This window comes from Peribacillus sp. RS7, from assembly GCF_041956845.1.
GTDB lineage: Bacteria > Bacillota > Bacilli > Bacillales > DSM-1321 > Peribacillus.
In genome coordinates this window covers 3,803,202-3,829,102 of record NZ_CP168135.1, presented here as the reverse complement: position 1 = coordinate 3,829,102, position 25,901 = coordinate 3,803,202, and the positions used below count along the sequence as shown (strand labels likewise).

Annotated in this window: 23 protein-coding genes; all 23 read right to left on the bottom strand. The window is 41.7% G+C overall.

Going from position 1 to position 25,901, the window contains the following annotated elements; all coding sequences use genetic code 11:
- Positions 1-133: 133 nt before the first annotated feature.
- The gene (locus ACDZ29_RS19240) at positions 134-361 is read right to left on the bottom strand and encodes a YlzJ-like family protein (protein ID WP_375088364.1); all 228 of its coding nucleotides are present in this window, start codon (positions 359-361) and stop codon (positions 134-136) included.
- Positions 358-1,107 (bottom strand): ClpP family protease, encoded by a 750-nt coding sequence (locus ACDZ29_RS19235; protein WP_370017004.1) that lies wholly within the window; start codon positions 1,105-1,107, stop codon positions 358-360. The genes ACDZ29_RS19240 and ACDZ29_RS19235 overlap by 4 nt, the downstream gene beginning before the upstream one ends.
- Before the next feature lie 124 nt (positions 1,108-1,231).
- Entirely contained in the window at positions 1,232-2,902 is a 1,671-nt protein-coding gene (locus tag ACDZ29_RS19230) for a ribonuclease J (RefSeq protein WP_289317114.1), read from the bottom strand.
- A gap of 277 nt (positions 2,903-3,179) precedes the next feature.
- The gene (gene dapA, locus ACDZ29_RS19225) at positions 3,180-4,049 is read right to left on the bottom strand and encodes a 4-hydroxy-tetrahydrodipicolinate synthase (RefSeq protein ID WP_375088363.1); all 870 of its coding nucleotides are present in this window, start codon (positions 4,047-4,049) and stop codon (positions 3,180-3,182) included.
- A gap of 49 nt (positions 4,050-4,098) precedes the next feature.
- Positions 4,099-5,325, bottom strand: coding sequence for an aspartate kinase (gene dapG, locus ACDZ29_RS19220; RefSeq protein ID WP_289324424.1), 1,227 nt, complete (start codon positions 5,323-5,325; stop codon positions 4,099-4,101).
- Between the two features lie 89 nt (positions 5,326-5,414).
- Positions 5,415-6,470: an aspartate-semialdehyde dehydrogenase gene (asd, locus tag ACDZ29_RS19215; RefSeq protein ID WP_289324423.1), complete on the bottom strand. Its 1,056-nt coding sequence runs from the start codon at positions 6,468-6,470 to the stop codon at positions 5,415-5,417.
- A 214-nt stretch (positions 6,471-6,684) separates the two neighbouring features.
- Positions 6,685-7,287, bottom strand: coding sequence for a dipicolinate synthase subunit B (locus tag ACDZ29_RS19210; protein WP_289317118.1), 603 nt, complete (start codon positions 7,285-7,287; stop codon positions 6,685-6,687).
- Entirely contained in the window at positions 7,284-8,186 is a 903-nt protein-coding gene (gene dpaA, locus ACDZ29_RS19205; RefSeq protein WP_370017003.1) for a dipicolinic acid synthetase subunit A, read from the bottom strand. The genes ACDZ29_RS19210 and dpaA overlap by 4 nt, the downstream gene beginning before the upstream one ends.
- 226 nt (positions 8,187-8,412) lie before the next feature.
- The gene (locus tag ACDZ29_RS19200) at positions 8,413-8,679 is read right to left on the bottom strand and encodes a YlmC/YmxH family sporulation protein (protein WP_289324422.1); all 267 of its coding nucleotides are present in this window, start codon (positions 8,677-8,679) and stop codon (positions 8,413-8,415) included.
- Positions 8,680-8,848: 169 nt separating this feature from the next.
- Positions 8,849-10,075: a pitrilysin family protein gene (locus ACDZ29_RS19195; protein ID WP_289324421.1), complete on the bottom strand. Its 1,227-nt coding sequence runs from the start codon at positions 10,073-10,075 to the stop codon at positions 8,849-8,851.
- 47 nt (positions 10,076-10,122) lie between these two features.
- Positions 10,123-11,082 (bottom strand): polysaccharide deacetylase family protein, encoded by a 960-nt coding sequence (locus ACDZ29_RS19190; RefSeq protein WP_375088362.1) that lies wholly within the window; start codon positions 11,080-11,082, stop codon positions 10,123-10,125.
- Positions 11,083-11,238: 156 nt separating this feature from the next.
- Positions 11,239-13,356, bottom strand: a complete 2,118-nt coding sequence (gene pnp, locus ACDZ29_RS19185) for a polyribonucleotide nucleotidyltransferase (protein ID WP_289324420.1) — start codon at positions 13,354-13,356, stop codon at positions 11,239-11,241.
- Between the two features lie 320 nt (positions 13,357-13,676).
- Positions 13,677-13,946 (bottom strand): 30S ribosomal protein S15, encoded by a 270-nt coding sequence (gene rpsO / locus ACDZ29_RS19180; protein WP_289324419.1) that lies wholly within the window; start codon positions 13,944-13,946, stop codon positions 13,677-13,679.
- 147 nt (positions 13,947-14,093) lie between these two features.
- Positions 14,094-15,044, bottom strand: coding sequence for a bifunctional riboflavin kinase/FAD synthetase (gene ribF / locus ACDZ29_RS19175; protein ID WP_289324418.1), 951 nt, complete (start codon positions 15,042-15,044; stop codon positions 14,094-14,096).
- A 33-nt stretch (positions 15,045-15,077) separates the two neighbouring features.
- Complete coding sequence (gene truB / locus ACDZ29_RS19170; RefSeq protein ID WP_289324417.1) at positions 15,078-15,998, bottom strand: tRNA pseudouridine(55) synthase TruB; 921 nt, start codon at positions 15,996-15,998, stop codon at positions 15,078-15,080.
- Between the two features lie 166 nt (positions 15,999-16,164).
- Positions 16,165-16,533, bottom strand: a complete 369-nt coding sequence (gene rbfA, locus ACDZ29_RS19165; protein WP_289317125.1) for a 30S ribosome-binding factor RbfA — start codon at positions 16,531-16,533, stop codon at positions 16,165-16,167.
- Between the two features lie 18 nt (positions 16,534-16,551).
- Positions 16,552-16,833: a DUF503 domain-containing protein gene (locus ACDZ29_RS19160; RefSeq protein WP_057913375.1), complete on the bottom strand. Its 282-nt coding sequence runs from the start codon at positions 16,831-16,833 to the stop codon at positions 16,552-16,554.
- A complete protein-coding gene (infB, locus tag ACDZ29_RS19155) occupies positions 16,830-18,986 on the bottom strand; it encodes a translation initiation factor IF-2 (protein WP_289324416.1) in 2,157 nt (718 codons plus the stop codon). Before infB ends, ACDZ29_RS19160 begins: the two co-directional genes overlap by 4 nt.
- 19 nt (positions 18,987-19,005) lie before the next feature.
- Entirely contained in the window at positions 19,006-19,311 is a 306-nt protein-coding gene (locus tag ACDZ29_RS19150) for a YlxQ family RNA-binding protein (RefSeq protein WP_061144653.1), read from the bottom strand.
- A gap of 4 nt (positions 19,312-19,315) precedes the next feature.
- The gene (gene rnpM, locus ACDZ29_RS19145; RefSeq protein WP_034313617.1) at positions 19,316-19,591 is read right to left on the bottom strand and encodes an RNase P modulator RnpM; all 276 of its coding nucleotides are present in this window, start codon (positions 19,589-19,591) and stop codon (positions 19,316-19,318) included.
- A gap of 17 nt (positions 19,592-19,608) precedes the next feature.
- Positions 19,609-20,739 (bottom strand): transcription termination factor NusA, encoded by a 1,131-nt coding sequence (gene nusA, locus ACDZ29_RS19140; protein WP_061462442.1) that lies wholly within the window; start codon positions 20,737-20,739, stop codon positions 19,609-19,611.
- Between the two features lie 43 nt (positions 20,740-20,782).
- Positions 20,783-21,256: a ribosome maturation factor RimP gene (gene rimP / locus ACDZ29_RS19135; RefSeq protein WP_289324415.1), complete on the bottom strand. Its 474-nt coding sequence runs from the start codon at positions 21,254-21,256 to the stop codon at positions 20,783-20,785.
- 193 nt (positions 21,257-21,449) lie between these two features.
- Entirely contained in the window at positions 21,450-25,772 is a 4,323-nt protein-coding gene (locus ACDZ29_RS19130; RefSeq protein ID WP_375088361.1) for a PolC-type DNA polymerase III, read from the bottom strand.
- Positions 25,773-25,901 lie beyond the last annotated feature (129 nt).

Genomic DNA, 25,901 nt, shown 5'->3' with positions numbered 1-25,901 from the left:
TATGACCCTGTCCTTGATATATATCCCATTTCTTCTTAAGTCGGACAATATGTCCAGATAATGAATAAAGCAGCCAAGAGGCTGCTGATTATCATTCCAGTATATCATAATTTACCTTAGTTAGTCGTTTTTACTAGGTATTCATTTGTCCGAACACATTGATGACTGCCCCCGGCTGAATGTGTACATTCATATAATCTTCAGGATTCGTGCTCACAATTCGATCAATGCGAAACGTGCGTCCACCGTCATGTTCAACCATTACATGTACACCATTATAGATCATTTCTATTAAATTCGCCGTTTTCTCATGGTGATGGGGGAAAATGATTTCTTCAGGAACGATCGTATAAAGTGTCATTGCAGAAGCCCCTCTTCTGTCCCGGCAATTTTGGGCCTTCTTTCTTCCATGAAGGTATTTAGTTTTCTCATGGCTTGGCCTACTCCTCCTACATCATCGATCATACCGATTTCAACTGCCTCGGCCCCGATTACATTCGTGCCTATATCACGGGTTAAATTTCCTTTAGCAAACATTAAATCCTTAAAACTTTCTTCCGTAACATTGGAGTGCCGTGTAACAAATTTAATGACCCTTTCCTGCATTTTATCCAAGTATTCAAAGGTTTGAGGCACTCCAATGACTAGACCTGTCAAACGAATGGGATGAATCGTCATCGTTGCCGTTTCCGCTATAAAGGAATGGTCACACGAAACCGCAATCGGCACACCGATCGAATGGCCTCCCCCAAGTACAATCGAGACGGACGGCTTGGACAGGGAAGCCAGCATCTCTGCGATGGCTAGTCCCGCTTCGACATCTCCTCCTACTGTATTTAAAATGACAAGCAGCCCCTCAATATTGGGATTTTGTTCAATTGCCACAATTTGTGGGATAACATGTTCATACTTGGTCGTTTTATTTTGAGGAGGCAGCTGCATATGTCCTTCAATTTGTCCAATGATCGTCAAACAATGGATTTTTGAGTCCTGAGATAGTTGCGGGACATTAGTAGCCCCCAGCTGCTGGATCTTTTCGATTAATGTTGAACTTTTACCTTCCTGCCGGCCTTCATTTTCATTTGGTAATGGTGCATTATCCACTATGCCAACCCCTTTCTCTTAAGCCTATAGCTTTATTATGTCTCGAGTCTCGGACTTCATTCTTCAAGATATAAGAGGTTTGGCACAGAAAAAAAACCCCTGACTTTTCAGATCAGGGGTTTTTGACTTAATATTCCATGATGATCGGTAAAATCATTGGCCGGCGTTTCGTTTTTTCATAGAAGAATTGGTTTAATGCATCACGCATTTCCTGCTTCAACGTAGACCAATCGAAAGGTTGGCGCGATCCATTTTTCTTCACGATTTCACTTACTATTTCGGTTGCTTCCCCAATCATTTTTTCTGATTCACGAACATAAACGAATCCCCTTGAAATGATTTCAGGACCTGCTGCAATACTTTTATCCTGACGATTCAACGTGACGACTACAATCAAAATGCCATCCTGGGATAACAAGCGCCGATCACGAAGGACGATATTACCCACATCTCCAACACCGCTGCCATCAATCAAGATATTTCCTGCTGAAACTTTGCCGGATAGACCCATTTTATCGCCCTTTAATTCAATGACATCGCCTTTTTCGGCAATTATGATGTTCTCACGTTTAATCCCCGCTGCAATCCCAACTTTTTGATGGGCATATAAATGGCGGTATTCCCCATGCACAGGAATGAAAAATTTAGGATTCATCAAATTGATCATCATTTTCAGTTCTTCCTGGCTACCATGACCTGTTACGTGCACTTTATATTTATTCGCAGATACCACCTCAGCGCCTACCCTGTATAGCAAATCGACGGTTTTGGATAAGATAAGTTCGCCGCCCTGAAGGGGTGATGCACTGATCAAAACTGTGTCTCCCTTTTTGATCGTTACCTGCTTATGAGTCTGTTTTGCCATTTTTTGAAGTGCCGCAATGGGCTCCCCTTGATGACCTGTCGATAACACGACGATTTCTCGGTCGTTATACTGGCTAATTTCGTTTATTGGGATAATCAGCTCTTCTTCGACCTTTAAATAGCCTAAATTCAAGGCTGTTTCATATACGCGTTGCAGGCTTTTTCCTACAACTGCCACTTTCCTGCGACTAGCTGCCGCTGCATTGAAGACATGTTGAATCCGGTTGATGTTCGAAGCGAAGCACGCAACGATAATCCTTCCGGAGGCAGCATGGAAAACCTCTGTAATATCTCTGGCCACAACTGCTTCTGATGGGGTATAACCTGGCCTCTCGGCACCCGTACTATCCGAAAGCAAGCATAGGACACCTTCTTCACCGATACTAGCCATTTTACCGATTTCCGGTTTATACAGATCGGTTGCCGCTTGATCGAATTTGAAATCCCCTGTATATACGATTGCACCTTCACGCGTATGGATCACGACTCCGACAGAATCGGGGATACTATGGTTAGTCCGGAAAAAAGACACGGCCGCTTGAGGAAAACTTAAAAGGGAATCTGAATCGATCTCAGTAAATATTGCCCTGCCGTTAAAGCCATCTTCCTTTAATTTCGTTTTGATTAAAGCAAGTGTAAGCTTTGTTCCATAAACTGGAACAGGTAAATATTTCAAAACATAAGCAAGCGCTCCCATATGGTCTTCATGACCATGGGTAATGAATATCCCCTGCACCCGTTCCTTATTATCCATCAAATAAGAAATATCAGGAATAACTGCATCGATTCCCAGCATTTCTTCTTCTGGCAGCATTAACCCTGCATCAAGAAGATAGATGTCCTCGTTCACCTCAACGACGTACATATTTTTACCAAGTTCCCCTTGTCCTCCAAGAGAAATGACTTTTATCCCACTACTTTTATCTTTACCCAATCGAATATCCTCCTTAAAAAATCCCGTTCATAATTTCCCAATGATTTCATTATAACCGATGTTCAAAAAACATGACAACACTTACCATTTTCAAAGGGACTTTTTCATTTCATCCCTAAAAAAGCTTTTCCATGTGTATGTATAAGACAATCATCCCTGTATATTACCCTATGCAGTTTCGATCGATCATTTAAGAAATTGGATAGTATATCCCTTTCATATACATCATTATGTAAAAACAAGCCAATCTTCAACGATCAGCTTGTTCCTTGTCTTTTTATTTTTTTAATACCTTAGTTAAAGCCAAGCGTTCCTGCTCCGTCAATGGCACGATTGGAAGTCTGACCGATCCAACGTCAATTCCATATAACTGAAGCGCTGTTTTGACAGGTGCCGGGCTTGGCGCTGCAAACAAACCTTTAATAAGCGGTAACAGTTCCTGATGCAGCCGAGCCGCCTCTTTCAAGTTCCCGCTGATAAAAGCCTCCACTATTTTCTGTAACTCATTACCAGCAATATGTGAAGCAACCGAAACTACACCCACACCACCAATCGCTAGTACAGGCAGTGTTAAAGCGTCGTCCCCACTGTATAATGAAAAATCATCATCCGTTCCGGCTATGATTTGGGTCATGGCGTTTAAATCCCCGCTCGCTTCCTTCACGGCTACGATATTGGGAATTTTTGAAAGTCGGATGATCGTTTCCGGTTCAATGTTAACCGAAGCACGCCCAGGGATATTATATATCATTACAGGGAGAGTCGTACTAGCTGCAATAGCTTTAAAATGCTGGTACAGACCTTCCTGATTCGTTTTACTATAATACGGGGCCACCAGCATGATTGCATCGGCGCCATTTTGTTCTGCTTTTTTTGTCAACTCGATGGATGCATACGTATTGTTGCTTCCTGTACCCATGATGATGGGCACCCGTTTTTCAACAACCTTGGAAACATGACGCAATAGCGCAATCTTCTCCTCCGAAGATAAAGTTGGAGATTCCCCTGTCGTTCCCGAAAGCACAAGCGAATCCGTTCCATTCGTTAATAAGTAATTAACCAATGAAGTCGTTTTTTGAAAATCAACATTTCCCTTGCTATCGAAAGGGGTGACCATTGCGGTTGATACTCTACCAAATATCATCATCTAACACCTCTTTAATTTTTAAAACCTTTATTTATTGAAAACCCTATGATTATAGGACTTCACTTTCATGCAGTTGAAATGCATAGTGCAGGGAATTAACAGCTTCTATTAAATCTTCTTCTTTAACGAGCACCCAAATAGTCGTATGGCTGTCCGCTGACTGGAGAATGGCAATTTCCTTCTCGGAAAGCGCTGTAACAATCTTAGCCGCAACGCCCGGCACACCGTTGATGCCTGCACCGACTACGGACACCTTGGCACAATTTCGTTCAATGACCGGTTCATGACCAAGCTCGGCCAAAATCGAGAGGGCAAGCTCTGTCATCTCTTCCGAAACTGTATAAACTACGCCACTTGGATAAATATTTATAAAGTCCACTGAAATGGAGGCATTGGCCATTGCTTTGAAAACTTCTGCCTGTAGATTATATTGATCTTTTTTCGCACGCACCTTGATTTGAGTGATTTTTGGCACATGGGCAATCCCGGTTACGAGCCTTTCACGTATGTCACTACCCTGGCTTCCCTTGTTCACACTAGTAACAAGTGTTCCCAAACCTTCGCTGTATGTTGATCTTATCCGAATTGGCACTTTGGCCTGCATGGCAATTTCAACAGCTCTTGGGTGAATGACTTTCGCGCCTTGATAGGCCATGTTGCAAACTTCCGTATATGAAACAATTGATAATGGACGGGCTTTATCGGCAATACGTGGATCTGCCGTCATGATTCCTTCAACATCCGTAAAAATATCGACCCGTTCAGCTTGCAATGCTGCACCTAATGCAGCAGCTGAAGTATCACTTCCACCACGGCCGATGGTCGTGATGTCCCCATTTTTAGCCGCTCCCTGGAATCCTGCTACAACGACAACATCCTTCACTTCCAGTTCTTTCATGAGACGGTCACACTTCATTTCGATTATTTTCGCACTTGAATAGTCGGTATTCGTCATGAATCCAGCTTGAGCCCCAGTATAAGCGACGGCATCAATACCGTGTTCTAACAGCATGTTCGTAAATACAACAGAAGATATCGTTTCTCCTACTGACATAAGTAAATCCTGTTCTCGTTTTGAAAGGCTGGCTTTTGCTCCATTTACTAGTGAAAGTAAGGTATCCGTTGCATAAGGATCGCCTTTTCTTCCCATTGCTGAAACCACAACCACCACTTTATAGCCTTCTTTAATCGCATTTTCAATATGCCCTTTGGCAAACGAACGGCTTTCCTCATCTCGAACGGATGTCCCACCGTATTTCTGGACGATGATTTTCATTATATGCACCCCAAATATAAGCCAGCTTCCCGATTCGGGAAGCTGACAAAAACTCTCTATCCTATTGGTAATTAATTAAGAATAAATTATTACTTAACGGTAACCAAACCTAATTTCAAAAGGCTTTCAGCAATTTGAACAGAATTCCAAGCTGCTCCTTTTAATAGATTATCGGAAACCACCCATAAATGGAAGCCTTTATCTTCATCCAAATCTTTGCGAATCCGACCGACGAATACATCATTCTTGCCGACGGATGAAGCAGGCGTTGGGTATACTTGTTGTTCCGGTTCATCTTCTAACACTATTCCAGGTGCCGTTCTCATTAAATCTTTGATTTGAGAAGCCGCTATGCCATCCTTTTCGACTTCAATGTAAACAGATTCGGAATGACCCGTTACAACAGGAAGCCTTACGCATGTTGCAGCTACTGAAAGGTCATGCATATGCATGATTTTCTTTGTTTCATTAATCATTTTCATCTCTTCGAATGTGAACCCATTATCTTGGAATTTATCGATTTGGGGAATGACGTTAAATGCGATTTGATAATGCTTTTCGTCCCCTTTTACCGGTAAAATTTTCGGATCTATTTCTTTTTCATCAAGCAAGTCGCGAGCTTGTTCCTTTAATTCATTTATCGCTGCAGCCCCTGCACCCGAAACAGCTTGATAGGTAGAAACAACAACTTTTGATAAGCCATATGTCTGGCGGATAGGTTCTAATGCCACAACCATTTGGATAGTTGAACAATTCGGGTTTGCAATGATCCCATTATGAAGTTTCAAGTCTTCTTCATTTACTTCAGGAACGACTAGCGGCACATTTTCATCCATGCGGAATGCGCTCGTATTATCCACCACTATCGCTCCGCGTTTCACTGCTTCTGGAGCCAATTCCTTAGACACGCTTCCTCCAGCACTGAATAAAGCGATATCGATGCCTTCAAAGCTTTCAGGTTTTGCTTCCTGCACTTCGATTTCTTCGCCCTTAAACGTAAGTTTGATTCCTGCGGAACGAGCCGATGATAAAAAGATGATTTGTTTAATCGGTAAGTCCCTTTGTTCGAGTGTTGAAATCATTTGTTGTCCTACTGCTCCAGTTGCTCCCACAACTGCAATACGCAATCCCTGTGTCTCAGTCATTTATACATACTCCTTTTCTATCTCTTAAAATTAGTTGTTTTTTTGGATTTACTACTTCTTGTTTAGAATATCATTTATTTTATCACATTAACATTCCAAAGGGTCGCACTTTAACAAAATATTCTGGTAGCGGAGTGGTTTTTTATAACTTCAAGCCACAAATTTATGCATATATGCCAGTCATTAGAAAGCGGGAGCGTGCCAGAAAACTCGTTCAGTCTAAATCATCCTTGAACCTTTCGACGATGACCGGTTGAATCTGTTCCCTTTCCAGTGCTGAAATGATCGTATCCCTAATCATGCTCATCCTGGCAACCATGGAACTTGGCTTGCCTGTTGGATTATCCTGGCCATATGGAACAAAATAAATATCTTTTGCTGCCATCAGCCTCATTAGATTGACACCATTTAACCCAAGTGCATCATTTGTTGATATCGCGACCACGACTGGACGGTGATTTCTCATCGTCGCTTTTGCAGCCATAAGTACAGGCGAATCGGTAAGTGCATTTGCCATTTTACTCATTGAGTTACCCGTTAAAGGAGCGATCACCATACAATCCAGTGGCAATTTAGGTCCTAATGGCTCCGCTTTGACGATTGTATCAACGACATGATTCCCCGTCAATTTTTCAATTCTTTCGACCCAGTCCTCGCCCTTTCCAAAACGGGTTTCCGTGTTCTGTACAGTCGATGTTACGATTGGAATGACTTCCGCCCCTTCATTTACAAGTTTTTCTATTTCCGGAAACACTTCATCATAAGTGCAATGTGATCCTGTTAATCCGAAACCAATCCTTTTCCCTTGGAGACTCATAGTTTTTTCCCCTTCCTTATCAAGCACTCGTCTTGAATCAATAACCCCAGTGCATTCGCTAATATCTGACCAGCTGTTTTCGGGGCAACTATACCCGGTAGGCTCGGTGCCAACAGCGCTTTAATTCCCCTTTTTTCAGCGTAACGAAAATCCGTCCCCCCCGGTTTTGAAGCAAGGTCGATGATTAATGTATGAACTGGCATATTAGCTATGACTTTTGCGGTAATTATCGGAAAAGGAATCGTATTGATGCATATATCAACATTTTTCATTTCTGAAGCAAGATCATTTAAATGAAAAGGGGTTAATGCCATTTCACTGATCCTTGCAATATCCTCGCTTTTTCTTGCCCCCACCTTTACTTTTGCTCCAAGGGCCTGGAATGACCGGGCTACACTCATACCGACCCTTCCCAGTCCGAGAACGGCTACATTCGAACCATGAATAGTAAAATCCGTATGTTGAATGGCCATCATGATCGCACCCTCTACAGTGGGAATCGAATTATAAATAGCCACATCATCACGTTCGAACAATAGAACGAGTTTGCGATCCGCTTTCTTAAATATCCCATTGAGGTAATCGTTACTGATTCCTGCATAAAAAGTGCAATGTGCCGGGGTATTTTTTATCATTTCTTCAGTCAAAACAACCTCTTCACTGGAAAAGATCGTCTCCACTTTCCCATCTGAATCCGTGCCCCGGACAGGTAAAATAACTGAATCAATTTCCTTGAAATTTATATCTTCCATTTTTTCCTTAACCGCTCCGGTAAAAGCATGGTCGAGCTGTTCAAAACCTACCAATAATAGCTTCGCATCAAGCTCCGTCAATTTACGGACAACTTCAAGCTGACGCGCATCTCCACCAATTACAGCGATTTGCATGCCTGTGAGCATTAAAACTGTCACCTTCTTTATATAAAAGATCCTAAACATTCCTCGCTTCATGATAAATTTCCTCAAGAAGCAATTCTGTTTTTGCTACATTCTCTAGTTACCTTGCCATCTTATGTTTTCACTTAAAAAACGGTGATAAGAAAAGAAAAAACGCCTTAGCTATTGACAGCTGAGGCGTTTCGAAAGACCATTTCCAGATAACCCTAGGAGTATGGTACGAGCGTTTTTACCCGTCCATATGCTCTCCATCTTTAAGTAGGCCTTCCTGAAAATCAATGATGACCATATCCGTACCGACTTTTTTTATATGTTCCCATGGCACTCTTATTTCACTGCCATTCCTTAAGAGGCCGAACCATTTGACAGAAGGGATGATCAACGTGGTAATTTGTCCAGTTTCATCTATTTCCAAATCCGTCTGACCAAGGATTCCTAATCGTTGCGCTCTATTCACATCGACTATTTCTTTACCGCTAAGTTCACTCAATCTCAATTGTGGTTCCCCCTTTTTCACCTTCTATTCAATCTATATCCGAAAAAGGTAAACTTAGAATGCATTTATCGAAATATTTGTCCATTACACTGGATCCCTCCATTTTCAAAGGCATTTAATAAAAAAAAGCCTGCCCCCCCATATAAGGAAGGTGCAGACTTGTTTGTTTTTATTTGTCCCAGTTTTCCAGCGGGCTCACTAATGACAAGGAATGTTCCGTAAAGATCTGGTTTGCCAGTTCATTGACGGTATCCTCTGTAACCTCGTCAATTTTGATGATGATATCATCAAGGGAACGGTGCTCACCCAACATAAGCTCATTTTTTCCGTTTCGGCTCATGCGGCTATTCGTGCTCTCAAGGCTGAGCATCAAGCTTCCTTTAAGTTGCTCTTTACTATTTCGTAATTCCTTTTCCGTAATACCATCTCTTTTTAATGTATCCAGTGTTTCCTGAATGGTTTCATACAAGCTGTCAAGTTGATTTGTGCCTGTCCCCCCATATACTGTCACCATACCGCTATCTTGATAGCTGGAATGATAGGAGTAAACGGAATAGGCAAGGCCGCGTTGTTCCCTCACGTCCTGGAATAGGCGGCTACTCATGCTTCCTCCAAGAATATTATTCAAGGTGATTAAGCTGTATGTTTTATCATTACCGATTTCCAACCCTTTGTAACCAAGGCATAAGTGGGCTTGTTCCGTATCTTTTTTACGGGTGATCCTATTTTCATGGAAGGAAGGTTTGACCAATTCAAGTCGGTCTTCTCCTCCTTGATACGAACCAAAGTAGCTTTCGACTTCTTGAATCAATTTTTCATCCACATTCCCGGCAATGGATACCACCACTTTATCAGGTGTATACATGTCATGGACGTATTTTTTTAATGTATCACTATTGAATGTTTCAAGCGTATTTTCCGTTCCTAGTATAGGATAGCCAAGAGGATGATTTTCATATACTGCCTTGCTTAAGAGATCATGAACAATGTCATCCGGTGTGTCTTCGTACATTTTGATTTCTTCGTAGACCACATTTTTTTCTTTTTTCAATTCTTCCCCGTCAAAAGTTGAATTGAAGAACATATCAGCAAGGATTTCAAGCGCATAGCTTGCATGGTTATCCATTACTTTAGCATAATAGCAGGTATATTCTTTTGATGTGAATGCATTCACCTGTCCGCCAATACTATCGAACGACTCGGCAATTTCACGCGCATTTCTTGTAGTTGTCCCTTTGAAGAACATATGCTCCAGGAAATGTGAAACCCCATTCAATTCAGGTGTTTCATTTCGTGAACCGGTTTTGATCCATACTCCAATTGCTGCTGAGCGTACAGTTGGAATATTTTCCAATACAATTCTAACTCCATTTTGACACGTGTATTTCTTAATCAACTAACATTCCTCCCAATCATTCTATGCTGCTATCGTTAACCAATACATCATGGATTCGATCGCTCTTCATCTACTGCTTCCGAAACGGTAACAACATCTAAGTCTTTCTTTTTTATTTCAATTATTAACGTTTCCAATGATTTTGCAGTAGATTCCGTCGGATGCATTAAAATAAATGCTCCTGGGTGTACCTTAGAAAGCACTCGTTGTTGAAGGACTTCAGGGCTTGGTTTTTGCCAGTCGATCGTATCCACACTCCACATGACAGTCTCCATACCGAAAGAATCCGCGATTTTCACCGTTTCATCCCGATAGCTTCCACTTGGTGGTGCGAACCATTTCATTTTCAAACCTGTCACCGCTTCAATGACTTCGTTCGTTTTTCGAATTTCCTCACGTGTAGCTTGGGCGGATATGTTTTTCATATCGGGATGCGAATAAGAATGATTGCCAACTTCATGCCCACCACCCACGATCATCTTGGCCAAATCTGGATTTTTCTTGGTCCAATTACCTTCAAGGAAAAAAGTGGCTTTGACATTATTCTTTTTTAACACAGCCAACATATCTTGTAAGTATTCATTCCCCCAGGCCACATTGATTAAAAATGAAACCACTGGCTTTTCGGGATGGGCCCGGTAAATCGGAGCAGGGTCCAAATCCTCTATATGTATCTTTGCAGGGACCTGCTGAAATACCAGCTTATCCTTATCGAACACACCTACCTTCTTCATAGCTTTATACGAATCATCAATATTTACCTTAAGTCCATTATATGCAGGAACGGTTTTCCAAACCGAATCTATTCGTGCATCCTGTGGTGCAATCTCATATTTTTTTGTTGATTCTTTTATTTGTAAAAGAAGCTCATCTTCTTGCTTCATTGAAGCAACTGAATGATCTGTTAATTGGGTCAAATAAATTTGTGTATATGGATTTTGCACTAATAACCATGATATACCTGCAATGGCACTTATCGCAACTATCTGCTTCCATTTATTATTCATTTTTTACGCCCCCTTCATACCAAAATGTATGAAGAAAACGGACAAGGTAGAACATGACATACTTTTAATGCCATTACAACTATGCTTATCCCAATACTTTTAAACAAAAAAAGCATGCAGATTCACAAGGAATCGCATGCCGGATTTTCATTTCTATTACGATTGAGAAGGGTTAGCTGCCTCTTTTTGCTCTTTCAGGACCGCTTTACGGGAAAGGTTTACCCTTCCTTGCTTATCAATCTCAGTTACTTTAACCAATAATTCATCGCCAAGTGAAACGACATCTTCCACTTTTCCGACTCTTTCTTCAGCCAGTTCAGAAATATGTACCAAACCGTCTTTACCATTGAAGATTTCAACGAATGCACCGAACTTTTCGATACGTTTAACTTTACCTAAGTATAGTTCGCCCACAACGACTTCACGTACGATATCCTCGATGATTTTCTTCGCTTTTTGAATCATTGGTTCATCTGTAGAAGATATGAATACCGTTCCATCTTGTTCGATGTCGATTTTCACGCCAGTTTCTTCAATGATTTTATTGATATGTTTTCCGCTCGGTCCAATGACATCACGGATCTTATCCGGATTTATAGACATTGTAACGATTTTTGGGGCATATTTGGATAACTGCTCACGCGGTTGATTGATCGTTGACATCATTGATTCCAAAATATGCATCCGGCCATGTTTGGCTTGAAGTAAAGCTTCTTCAAGGATTTCTCTTGAAAGTCCCTCAATCTTAATATCCATTTGTAGGGCAGTTACACCTTTTGAAGTCCCTGCGACTTTAAAGTCCATGTCTCCTAGATGATCTTCCATACCTTGAATATCCGTTAAGATTGTATAGTGCTCACCTGTTTTGACAAGTCCCATTGCAATACCGGCAACTGGAGCTTTCAAAGGAACACCAGCATCCATCATTGCCAAAGTGCTTGCACAGATACTTGCTTGTGATGTTGAACCGTTCGATTCAAGTACTTCCGACACTAGTCTGATTGTATAAGGGAAATCCTTATCGTTTGGAATGACCGGCTCCAATGCTCTTTCACCAAGTGCACCATGACCAATTTCGCGGCGCCCTGCCCCACGGATAGGACCAGTTTCACCAACACTGAAATGTGGGAAGTTATAGTGGTGCATAAAACGTTTCGACTCTTCGGTTCCAAGCCCGTCCAGAATCTGCACATCACCAAGTGCACCTAATGTACAGATCGATAGCGCTTGGGTTTGTCCGCGTGTGAACAATCCAGAACCATGTGTACGAGGCAGAATTGTAACTTCCGATGATAATGGTCTGATTTCGTCAGGATTACGGCCATCCGGACGCACTTTTTCTTCCGTAATTAAACGACGGACTTCGGATTTCACCAATTTATTAAGGATTTCTTTGATTTGTTTTAATTTAGCTTCATCAGTTTCTTCTTCATAATGAGCCAACACACGATCTTTCACTTCTTTAATCGCGTCTTCACGAGCATGTTTTTCCTGAACTTGTACAGCTTTGTTCAAGTCTGCTTCACATAGACCCTTCACTTCTGCTTCCAGTTCTGCATCCACTTGATATAAAGCGATTTGCATTTTTTCCTTGCCGATTTCAGCAACGATTTTCTCTTGGAATGCAATGATCTTCTTGATTTCATCATGTCCAAACATGATTGCTTCAAGCATGGTTTCCTCTGGTACTTCATTTGCGCCTGCTTCAACCATGTTGATAGCATCTTTAGTACCTGCAACCGTCAAATTGATGTCACTTTTTGCAAGTTGGTCAACTGTAGGGTTAATCATGAATTCATTATTGATTCTTCCTACTACAACTCCGGCAATTGGACCCTCGAACGGAATGTCGGAAACTGAAAGTGCAAGGGATGAACCAAGCATCGCTGCCATTTCCGTAGAGCAATCTTGATCGACACTCATGACCATGCTGATGATCTGAACATCGTTCCTGAAGCCATCAGCGAATAACGGGCGTATTGGACGATCAATTAAACGGCTTGCAAGAATTGCCCTTTCACTCGGTCGGCCTTCACGTTTGATGAAGCCCCCTGGAATTTTACCGACTGCATAAAGTCTTTCTTCGTAGTTAACCGTCAAAGGGAAAAAGTCGACATTTCTCGGTTCCTTCGAAGCTGTTGCTGTACTTAATACAGCAGTTTCTCCATAACGGACTAAAACTGCCCCGTTCGCTTGTTTGGCCAATTGCCCTATCTCTACCGTTACATTACGGCCGGCCCAGTCAAATGAATACGTATGTTTTTCCTGTCCCATTTATTAAACCCCTCTCTGAATCTTCACTTAGAGGCTTAGTTTACCTAAACCTGTATTGGATTAAATCATTTATATGTGAAAGTAACTGAACTCGAGTTAAAACCAAACTATTCCTATTATGCACGAAAAAAACAAGCATTAACAGTAAAATGAATAAAAATTTCATTCATTTGATTATGTATATCCTAATCATCTATAAATGGAAAAGGACCCGGCACCTGCCGAGTCCCAAGGACGAAGGCTCAGCCTTTAAGTAGAACACGTCCAAATCATTTGATTAACATCAAAAAAGCGGGAAATTTCCCGCCTTCCTGAAAAAATTATCTACGTAGACCTAATTTGTTAATTAGTGTACGGTAACGAGTAACGTCTTTGTTACGTAGGTAAGTTAAAAGATTACGACGTTTACCTACCATTTTAAGAAGACCGCGACGTGAATGGTGGTCTTTTTTATGTGTGCGTAAGTGACCGTTCAAGTTGTTGATTTCTTCTGTTAATACTGCGATTTGAACTTCTGGAGACCCAGTGTCAGTATCGTGAGTTCTGAACTCAACGATAAGTTCGTTTTTGCGTACTTGTGTAATTGCCATGTTATTATTCCTCCTAAAATTCTGTAAAATCACCTATTACCGAGCCAGCGTCGGAGTCTCGACTAGCCAAGCAATGGTTATTTTCATACATACAATAGAATACACGTTTTTCATTAAAATTGCAAGTCCTGTCTATCTAGTGCCCTTTTATGCTTCCAGCTTTGAAAAATAGGATATTGCATTTTGCTTATCCGTTTCTATCTGAGCGACTAATGCTTCAAGTCCGGAAAATTTCTGCTCACTCCGAAGTCTTGTATGCCATTCAACCGTAACCTGGCTGCCATAAATATCTCCCGAGAACTCCAAGGCATGTACCTCTACAGTTGGATATTTAGGTTTTTCTTCGTGGAACGTCGGTTTGTAACCGACATTGCAAACTCCATCATACCATTTACCGCTTATTTTGATCCTTACAGCATAAACGCCAGCAGCAGGGAAGATATAATCGTCGCTTACTTCAATATTAGCTGTGGGGAATCCCAACTTCCTGCCCCGCTTTTCACCGTGAATGACATGACCTTTCGTCAAATAGCGTCGGCCAGCCAAATGATAAAAGTCGGAAAAGTTGCCATTACCGAGAGTTTCCCTGATTCTTGTCGAGCTAACCTTCTCATCTTCAAGTGTCTGTTTTGCAACGACCGTCTGCGAAAACCTTCCTTGTGCGTAAACAGGCAAATCTTCCATCGACCCTTGACCATAGCGGCCGTATGAATAATCAAACCCGGCTACTACGTGACGGACATTCAGACCGGCAATGTATTCGTCAACGAACCGTTCCGGCAGTACCGAAGCAAATTCCTTGCTGAAATGGACAATGAATAAATAATCTATCTCCATCGACTCTATGATATCCACCTTATCTTCAAGTGGAGTGATATAGCGGATATTTTCCGTTTTCCTCCCCAGTACTGCAGAAGGATGGGGGTCAAATGTCATGACTGCTGACTTAAGATTCATTTCATCGGCTTTTTGCTTGGCGGTTTGAATAACGATCTGATGTCCTTTATGTATACCATCAAAAAATCCAAGCGCCATTACAAGCTCAGGAAAATCATCCGATTTATATTGATGAGGATGCTCTATTGCGATCACTTTCACCTTTCAATCTCCTCTTTCCGACGGTAAAACGGTCTATAATTCTTGTGCCAATACTTTTACAGGTTTAATTAATCCCACTTTTGTCGGATGTATTTGATAAATGGCAATGGCCTTACCGGATGTGTCAACCATCACAAAAGGCTTCCCTTTTTCAACAACGACATCCTCTGTTTGTTCCAATACCGCACCGTTAAGTACTTTCTTTGCTACTTTATCACTAATCTGAAATTTGGGCAAATGAAATAATCCCCGCTCCAAAGGCAATAGAAAATCATCCGTTCTTCCGGTTTCCATGAATGCTTCCACCTCAGCAAAAGTAAAACAGTCCTCTTGCTTAAAACCTGCTGATTCAATACGGGTCAAATCTGACATATGTGCAGGAAACCCAAGTGCTTCACCCATCATGACTGCTAGCGTCCGAATGTACGTTCCTTTGCTGCACTTGACGCGAAAACGAAAAGAAATGGTTTCCCCTTTGAATTCAGACCGATCATCGAGTAGGGTAATATCGTAGATGGATACCTCCCTTGTCGGCCTTTCCACTTCCACCCCTGCACGAGCATATTCATATAACTTCTTCCCGTTTACCTTTACGGCTGAAAACATCGGTGGCGTCTGTTTAATTTTCCCAGTCAATGATTCTAACACTTCTAGGATCCGCTCACGCTGAATCACTTGATCAATCTTTTTCTCTTCCACTTTTTCACCGCTTGCGTCTTCAGTTGTCGTTGAAAAACCAAGGGTCACTTCCCCTTCATACGCTTTACCGGCTTCTGTCAAATATTCAGCGATTTTAGTTGCCCTGCCAATACAAATAGGTAAAACCCCTGTTACATCAGGATCTAAAGTGCCTGTATGCCCAACCTTTTTTGTCTTTAAAATTTTTCTTAATTTAAAAACACAATCATGGGATGTCAATCCCTTGGGTTTCCATAATGGAAGAATACCGTTCACGCTTTCACCTCATCATTTATAAAACACCCTAAACGTTATCATGTAGCAAAATGGATTCCATTCCGAAAGGTGTTTTTGGCTTTATTACATATTTCGTTTTCAAAAAAAGAGACCGACTTCAAGAAGTGCAAAGCACTTATTGAGTCGGCCTCCTTTTACTGCTTGCTTATTCTTCGTCTTTTTCAGCCGGTTTTTCCTCTGAATTGATTTGGGAAATCAACGACTCGATACGATTACCATAATCGACCGATTCATCAAATTCAAAAAACAGCTCAGGGGTTTTGCGCAGGCGGATTCTTTGCCCAATTTCTGAACGCATGAATCCTTTGGCCTTTGCTAGGCCTTGAAGGGTTTTCTCCCGTTGTTCCTGATCACCCAAAACGGAAATATAAACTGTTGCCTGTTGTAAATCGCCTGTGACCGCGACATCCGTCACGGTAACAAATCCGATTCTTGGATCTTTAATTTTTCGGCCGATAATTTCACTCAGCTCTTTTTTCATTTGTTCGCCAACACGATTTGAACGAAGGCTCATTAATATCACCTCGATAGCCTAAAGCCAGTCTATATCTGTTATTGTTCGCTCTAGTTCCGGAAAAGAATCTAGAAATTTAAGGGCATTTTGAAGTTCCCGCTCTGTAGCCTTCCTTGAGGACGTTACGGTTACGATAGTAATCTTTGTCCGCTGCCATAAATCCTGAAAATCGGTCTCGGCTACAGAAATATTGAACTTCTGTTTAAGCCGTGTCATGACACGCTGAAGCACGGCCCGTTTTTCTTTCAAAGAATGGGTGTCATGGATGATGCATTCACATTGGACGGAGCCAACGATCATTTACGTTCGATCTCTTCCATTACATACGCTTCGATTACATCGCCTTCTTTAAGGTCGTTGTAATTTTTAATGGTAATACCGCACTCATAGTTCGTTGCCACTTCTTTAACATCATCTTTAAAACGTTTCAATGCATCAATTTCACCTTCGTAAATGACGACACCTTCACGAATTAAGCGAATTCCGCTATCACGTGTAATTTTTCCTTCTGTAACATATGAACCGGCGATAGTACCAACTTTTGATACTTTGAATGTCGTACGAACTTCGGCCTGACCAATAATTTTTTCTTCGAATTCAGGGTCAAGCATCCCTTTCATAGCCGATTCGATCTCTTCGATCGCTTTATAGATGATGCGGTGAAGGCGTACATCAACATTTTCCGATTCAGCTGCACGCTTAGCATTCACGTCAGGACGGACGTTAAATCCGATGACGATTGCATTGGAAGCTGTAGCAAGGATGATATCAGACTCTGTTATTGCACCGACGCCAGTGTGTATGATTTTCACTTTAGCGCCTTCCACTTCTATTTTATTCAGGGAAGCGGCTACTGCTTCCGCAGAACCTTGAACATCCGCTTTTAGAATGATGTTCAATTCTTTAATTTCCCCTTCTTTCATTTGCTCGAACAATGTATCAAGCGTTACACGGGATTTTTCATTACGTTGTGAAGCAAGTTGTCTCTGCGCACGCACTTCCCCAACTTGACGGGCCGTTTTCTCATCTTCAAAGACGATGAAACGATCTCCGGCCTGCGGCACTTCATTCAATCCAGTGATTTCAACCGGTGTTGAAGGACCTGCATCCTTAACACGGCGTCCAAGATCGTTAAGCATAGCACGTACACGTCCGAATGTATTACCGATAACAATCGGATCTCCGACCTTCAACGTTCCGTTTTGAACTAACAAAGTAGCAACCGATCCGCGACCTTTATCCAAACGCGCTTCGATAACCGTACCATTCGCTTTACGAGTTGGATTCGCTTTATACTCTTCCACTTCACTGACAAGAAGAATCATTTCAAGCAAGCTATCGATACCTTCACCGTTTTTGGCTGAAATAGGTACGAAAATTGTGTCTCCGCCCCACGCTTCAGAAACTAAGCCATGTTCTGTCAATTCTTGCATGACACGGTCCGGATTAGCAGCTTCTTTATCCATTTTATTAACAGCAACGATAATTGGAACTTCTGCCGCTTTAGCATGGTTAATCGCTTCAACCGTTTGAGGCATTACACCATCATCCGCAGCTACAACTAGGATTGTGATATCCGTAACCAGAGCTCCACGAGCACGCATTGTTGTAAACGCAGCATGTCCTGGTGTATCAAGGAATGTAATTTTCTTGTCGTTAACATTAACTTGATAAGCACCAATATGCTGAGTGATTCCGCCTGCTTCGCCTTCCGTTACTTTCGTATGGCGAATAGAATCAAGCAATGTTGTTTTACCATGGTCAACGTGTCCCATGATCGTTACGACAGCCGGACGCTCGATCAAATCTTCAGAAGCATCTTCGGTTACCAATGACTCAAGGTCAGTTAAGTCAACACGAATCTCTTCTTCAGCCAATACACCGTATTCCGTACAGATTAATTCGATAGCATCTTTATCCAAAGTTTGGTTAATTGTAGCCATCACACCAAGCATAAAGAGCTTTTTAATGATTTCAGATGGTTCACGGTGAAGCTTTTTACCAAGTTCCATTACAGTCAAAGACTCATAAAACGTAATTTTCTCAGGAAGCTCTCTTTCTTTACGTTTTGTAACGGGTGCCTGAGGTGCTTGTTGTCTTTGTTTATTATTTTTATTCTTATTATTGCGGCCCCTGTTAAACTGCCCAGTTGGTTTTTTCGTACCTACAGGCTTAACTGGTGGTTTCTTCTTCAGTTTTTCTTTATTGACTGTGCTCTTTTCATCTGCTTCAGCTTCGTACTTCGCAACCGTAGCGTTAGCTTTTGGTTCAGCAGCTTGGCTTTTATCTTCGTTTTTAGGTTTAATTGAATCGTTTAATTTATTTACAGTTGAATCGTCTAATGCTGTCATATGGTTTGTTACCTCTATATTCATTTCTTTAAGTTTATTTATTACATCCTTGCTTGAAACGTTCTTTTGTTTTGCATATTCATATACACGCAATTTTGTCATACGTTCACCCCCGTAAAATTTAATCGAGCAGCGTTCGGAGTTTTTGTGCAAAACCTTCATCCAGAACTGCGACGGCAACTCTAGCATCCTTACCTATCGCATGGCCGAGCATAGACCTGCTTTCGACTCTTTTTAAAGGAACCTGATAAAATGCGCACTTATCAGATATTTTTTTTTCAGTGTTTTTTGAAGCGTCCGCGGATAAAATAACAACTTTGGCATTACCGCTTCTAATCTCTTTAACCACTAATTCTTCACCCGAAATTAGCTTGCGTGCTCGATTGGCCAAACCTAATAGAGACATCCATTGTTGTTGTTGGGTCATGGTGTTAGTTTTTCTCCTTATTCACTAATTCAAGCAATTGTTCATAAAGGGAAGAATCGATTTGGGTACTAAGGTGATTAGCCAGCACATTTTTCTTTTTGGCCAGCTCGATAACATCCCGATCAAGAGTCAAATAAGCTCCCCTTCCCGATTTCTTTCCGGTCGGATCAAGGCTGACTTCCCCTTCTTTAGATCGAACGATGCGAATGAGTTCTTTTTTCGGCTTCATTTCGCCTGTAGCCACACATTTACGCATCGGGATTTTTTTTCGGTTATTCATCTTTTTTCACCTCTGAATTACTCATTATCCTCTTCGAAATCTGTTTCCTCTTCATTAACATAACTATCTCTGCTCAAAAGGAATTCCTGTTCTTCCACTGGATAAATACCAGCTTCGCGAGCTTCCGTTTCACTCTTGATATCAATTTTCCAGCCAGTAAGTTTGGCAGCTAAACGGGCATTTTGTCCACGCTTACCAATTGCCAGGGAAAGTTGATAATCCGGAACGATTACGGTAGTCGCCTTTTCCTCTTCTTTTACGATGACTTCAAGTACTTTTGAAGGGCTTAAAGCATTCGCAACGAAAATGACCGGATTCTCCGACCATTTAACGATATCGATCTTTTCACCTTTCAATTCATTGACGATGGCCTGAACACGTTGTCCTTTTTGGCCTACACAGGAACCGACAGGATCGACTTCTTCGTTATCGGAGTGCACGGAGATTTTTGAACGGTCGCCTGCTTCGCGGGCAACTGACTTAATTTCCACTGTTCCATCGAAAATTTCAGGCACTTCGATTTCGAATAAACGTTTTAAAAGACCAGGATGTGAACGGGATACAAAAATTTGCGGGCCCTTGGAAGTCTTTTCAACTTTAGTGATGAAAACTTTAATGCGATCATGAGGTTTATACTGTTCATTCGGCATTTGCTCATTAACCGGGAGCAAAGCTTCGATTTTACCTAGGCTCACATAAATGAATCGGGAATCCTGGCGTTGAACGATGCCAGTCATGATATCCTCTTCGCGATCGATGAACTCGGCGTAAATGATGCCTCTTTCTGCTTCACGCACCCTTTGAGTAACGACTTGTTTGGCAGTTTGTGCCGCAATACGGCCGAAATCCTTTGGTGTTACTTCCATTTCGACAATATCCTCTAACTGGTAGTTGGGATCAATTGCTCTTGCTTCTTCAACAGAAATTTCCAGACGTGAATCGAATACTTCGTCAACAACGTCTTTTCTGGCAAATACACGCATAGTTCCTTTACCAAGATTCAAGTCGATACGTACATTTTGTGCTTGGTTAAAGTTACGGCGGTATGCCGATATAAGAGCAGCTTCAATCGCGTCGATCAAAACTTCCCTGGAAATTCCTTTTTCGTTTTCTAAAATATAGAGAGCATCCAATAACTCATTGCCCATGGTGATCCCCCTTACGGATATTTAAATTAATGATTTGCTTGACTTAAGAGAAGGTAATCGCCAATCTTGCTTTGGCCACCTTTTCGAATGGTATGACAATCGTTTTCTTTCTTGTCTTGATTCTGACTTCGAGTGTCACTTCTTTACCATCGAAACTGGTTAAGATTCCTTCGAATTCTTTTTCATCTAAAATGGGCTCGTATGTTTTTATGTAAACATTTTTACCGATAGCTTTAAGGAAATCCTTCTCTTTTTTCAGAGGCCTTTCAGCTCCGGGTGATGAAACTTCGAGAAAATAATTTTGTGGAATCGGATCAACCTCATCAAGCTTTTCACTGAGTTTTTCACTTACATTTCCGCAATCTTCAATATCTACGCCTGTTTCTTTATCAATGTATACTCGAAGGAACCAGGTTTTACCTTCCTTCACATACTCCACTTCGACTAATTCAAGCTGCAATTCTTCAAGAATTGGTAATGCTAATTCTTCTACAACTTCCGTTACCTTTTTACTCATTTGTTTCCTCCATACGTGCGTTGTATGCGCTTGGTTTCGGATTCAAAATTAAATGGTCAATACAACACGAAAGAGTGGGTTTCCCCACTCTTGCCATTGGTTCCTCTTAGTATTTCCAATAAAAATATACCATAATCAAGATATTTATGCAAATATCATGTCTGTTTCTTCCTTTTTTCCATCAGTTTCCTCTTTAAAATAAAGATAACTGATTTTGTTCGGGTAATGATTCCAGGCATCCTTGTTTATCAAGGTATTCAAGGATGGTCTTCGAAACCTTTCCCCGTTGCTGAAGGTCTTCTTTCGAAAGGAATTCACCATTCTTGCGTGCGTTGACGATATTGATGGCCGCATTCGTGCCAAGACCAGGTATCGAATTGAAAGGCGGAATCAAATTATTGCCTTCAATTATGAATTGATCAGCACTGGATTTGTACAAATCCACTTTAGCGAATGCATATCCGCGTTCACACATTTCCAAAGCTAGTTCAAGAACCGTCAATGTATTCTTTTCCTTTGTGGATGCATCCAATCCCTTTACGGTAATTTCTTCAATTTTCGATTTGATTGCTTGCGATCCCCGTGTCATGGCGTCGATTTCAAAATCATCGGCACGTACCGTGAAATAGGCTGCATAATACAATAAAGGCAGATGCACTTTAAAATAGGCAATCCGGACAGCCATTAAGACGTAAGCTGCAGCATGGGCTTTCGGGAACATGTATTTAATCTTCTTACATGAATCGATATACCATTCCGGCACCTCATTTTTCCTCATTTCCTCTTCGAATTCCTCCGAGAGCCCTTTCCCTTTACGTACAGATTCCATTATTTTAAACGCTAGGGAAGGATCTAGTCCTTGATAAATCAGATAGACCATAATATCATCCCGGCAACCGATAACCTCACTTAGTGTACATATCCGGTTGTGGATCAGCTCCTGTGCATTGCTCAACCATACATCCGTACCGTGAGAAAGCCCTGAGATCTGAACAAGCTCGGAAAATGTTGTAGGTTTCGTATCTTCAAGCATCTGCCGGACGAAACGGGTTCCAAATTCGGGAATGCCGAGCGTACCCGTTTTACACATGATCTGTTCTTCGGTAACACCTAAAGATTCGGTACTGCTGAATATTTTCATTACTTCAGGATCATCGGTAGGAACGGTCTTTGGATCGATGCCGCTTAAATCTTGAAGCATCCGGATCACGGTCGGATCATCATGTCCAAGTATATCGAGTTTCAAAATATTATCGTGAATGGAATGGAAATCAAAGTGAGTTGTTTTCCACTCGGAATTCCTGTCATCCGCAGGGAACTGAATAGGTGTGAAATCATAAATATCCATATAATCCGGAACAACTATGATTCCGCCAGGATGCTGTCCTGTCGTCCGTTTCACCCCAGTACAACCGGCAACAAGGCGGTCAGTCTCAGCTCCGCGCATATGGATGTTATTATCAGCGGAATACCCCTTTACATACCCATAAGCTGTTTTTTCAGCGACCGTGCCAATCGTTCCCGCACGATAGACATATTCTTCACCGAATAAAACTTTCGTATAGTTATGGGCCTTCGGCTGATATTCACCCGAGAAGTTCAAGTCGATATCGGGAACCTTATCCCCTTTAAATCCAAGGAAGGTTTCAAACGGGATATCATGCCCGTCTTTTGTATAAGCAATGTCACAATCGGGACAATCTTTATCTGGCAGGTCAAATCCCGAACCTACTGAACCGTCATTGAAGAATTCGGATTTCTTGCACTCCGGACATACATAATGCGGTGGAAGCGGATTTACCTCCGTTATTTCAGTCATCGTGGCAACGAAAGATGATCCAACCGATCCCCTTGAGCCAACTAGATAACCATCATTCAATGATTTTTTTACTAGTTTGTGAGAAATTAAATAAATAACGGCAAATCCGTGGCCAATGATGCTTTTCAATTCTTTCTCAAGACGGGCTTCCACGATTTCCGGCAGGTTCTCTCCATAAATCTTCCTTGCCATGCCATAGCTCATCTCACGCATCTCTTCTTCGGCACCTTCGATTTTAGGTGTATATAGCTCGTCCTTGATTGGCTTGATTTCTTCAATCATATCAGCGATTTTATTCGTATTAGTTACCACGACCTCTTTGGCTTTCTCAGAACCAAGGAAGGAAAATTCCCGTAGCATTTCATCAGTTGTCCGAAAATGTACGTCAGGCAGCTTATGACGATTCAGCGGATTTGCTCCACCTTGTGAATTTACAAGGATTTTCCGGTAAATTTTATCATTCGGATCCAAATAATGCACATTTCCTGTGGCTACGACAGGTTTATCCAATTTTTCACCAAGCTTGACGATATTGGAGATGATTGTTTCTAACGATTTATCATCCCGGACATATTCAAGCTCAATCAAATGTTGATACACTTCCTTCGGATGGATTTCAAGATAATCGTAGAATTCGGCGATATCGACGACTTCCTCAAAACCCTTCTGCATCATCCCTTCAAAAACTTCCCCTTTATCGCATCCGGACCCTACCAAAATTCCTTCACGATACTTTTTAAGTTGTGAGCGTGGTATCCGGGGCACACGATAATAATAATCGATATGCGATATTGAAATTAATTTGAAAAGGTTTTTTAAGCCTGCCTGTGTTTGCGCGATCAACGTACAATGGGACGGCCGGGAACGCTGATAAGCATTTCCTTTACCCATATTGTCATTAAGCTGATCATGATGGGTAATCTCTTTTTCCATTGCATCCTTCAGCATCTTCAGCATAAGGTAACCTGTAGCTTCGGCATCATAAATGGCCCTATGATGTTGAGTCAAATCAATATCGAACTTTTTACATAATGTATTTAACCGGTGATTTTTAAACTCCGGATATAAGAACCGGGCAAGTTCCAATGTATCAAGAACAGGATTGGAAGCTTTAGGATAACCCATGTTTTTATAACCTATATTCAAAAAGCCCATATCGAAGGCTGCGTTGTGGGCAACCAAGATCGCATCGCCTGCCCAGTTCTTGAACTTTTCTAGTACTTCCGAGACTTCTGGAGCATTTTCTACAAGATCATCAGTGATTCCAGTCAAGTCTATCGTCGTATTCGATAATGGGTGATGCGGATTTGCAAATGACTCGAATCGATCAATGATGTCACCGTCACGAATTTTCACTGCAGCAAATTCAATGATCGTATCATAAACGGCAGACAGGCCTGTCGTCTCAACATCAAACACAACGTAGGTGGCATCTGCCAAAGGAATATGTGCCTCATTATAAACAATGGGCACCCCATCATTCACAAGGTTCACTTCGACTCCATAAAGGATTTTGATACCATTCTTTTTCCCGGCACTATAAGCTTCAGGGAATGATTGTGCACCTGCATGATCCGTAATCGCCACTGCCTTATGCCCCCACTTGGCAGCCTGGGCTACAAGCGCAGAAGTAGGTGTCACTGCATCCATCTGACTCATCGGGGTATGCATATGCAGTTCCACACGCTTTTCACCTTCAGGTGCCTTATCCTGCCGTCCTTGTTTAGATATTTCATTAATATCATTTGCGATCATTACCAGGTCACGTACGAAAGTATCATTTTGGATACTGCCTTGGGCACGTACCCACATCCCTTTTTTCACTCTGGCAAGTATGGCAGCATCCTCTTTATCACGCGAGAACATTTTGACCAATATCGAGCTCGTATAATCGGTGACTTTAAAAGTCAACAGGCTCCGTCCGCTTCGTAACTCACGAACTTCTGCATCAAACACGAAGCCTTCGATAGCAATCCTGCGCTCTTCATCTATAATCTGTTCGATTCTGCGGAAATCCGCATCTTCTTTAATCGTATAACCAATTTTAACAGGTCCTTCGTAGACGCCATCGTCCCCGCCTTTTTCCGATTCTTTCTTCTGCATTTCCACTAGGGCAGCAAGTCCCTTTTCAGCGTCTTCCTTTTGTTTCTCTTCTAGAAACTTCTGGTAATCAGGATTCGAAACCGTCTCTTTCACTTCCGCTTCCAGAGACAGCGGGGGAAAACCGAATGTTTGGTAGATATTAGAAATGATGCCGGAGTATTTTCGTTTTAACTGGCCAGCCTCCGTATCATTCCGTGCGCTTACAATAAGTTTATATCCAATCACTGTGGGCTCTTGTTCATTCAGAAGTGATAACAGTGCTGGAGACATTCCCTCAAGCTCGCCAATGCAGTTTTTCCAATACTCTTTTACCAATTGTTCCGTCACTTGCGGGTTCGCCACATTCAAGTTGAATGTGACCTTCGCAATATGGGAAAACGTACTTGCTAAATGAGTAGCAAGTCTTGTATGAACACTGCAAGGAATTAATGCAGGTATATTAAAGGCAAAATGCCATGTTTTGGATTCCCTCTCGATTGAGAGTTTATCAATTTCGGCACCTATGAAATAATTCACAAAGGCATCCTCAGTCAAGTCCATTTGCTGGAGCAAGAGTTGAAATCTCTCTCTACCGCTATTTGGATTTTGATCCATTTCCTCTCTCCCCTATCTACTATCTCTCAAGATATTATTCACTTTCATTTTCACTACGATATCAGAGGCTATTATAACATATCACGAATGTTTCACTAGTATCTAAATCCATGAAAAGGAAAGGCATCA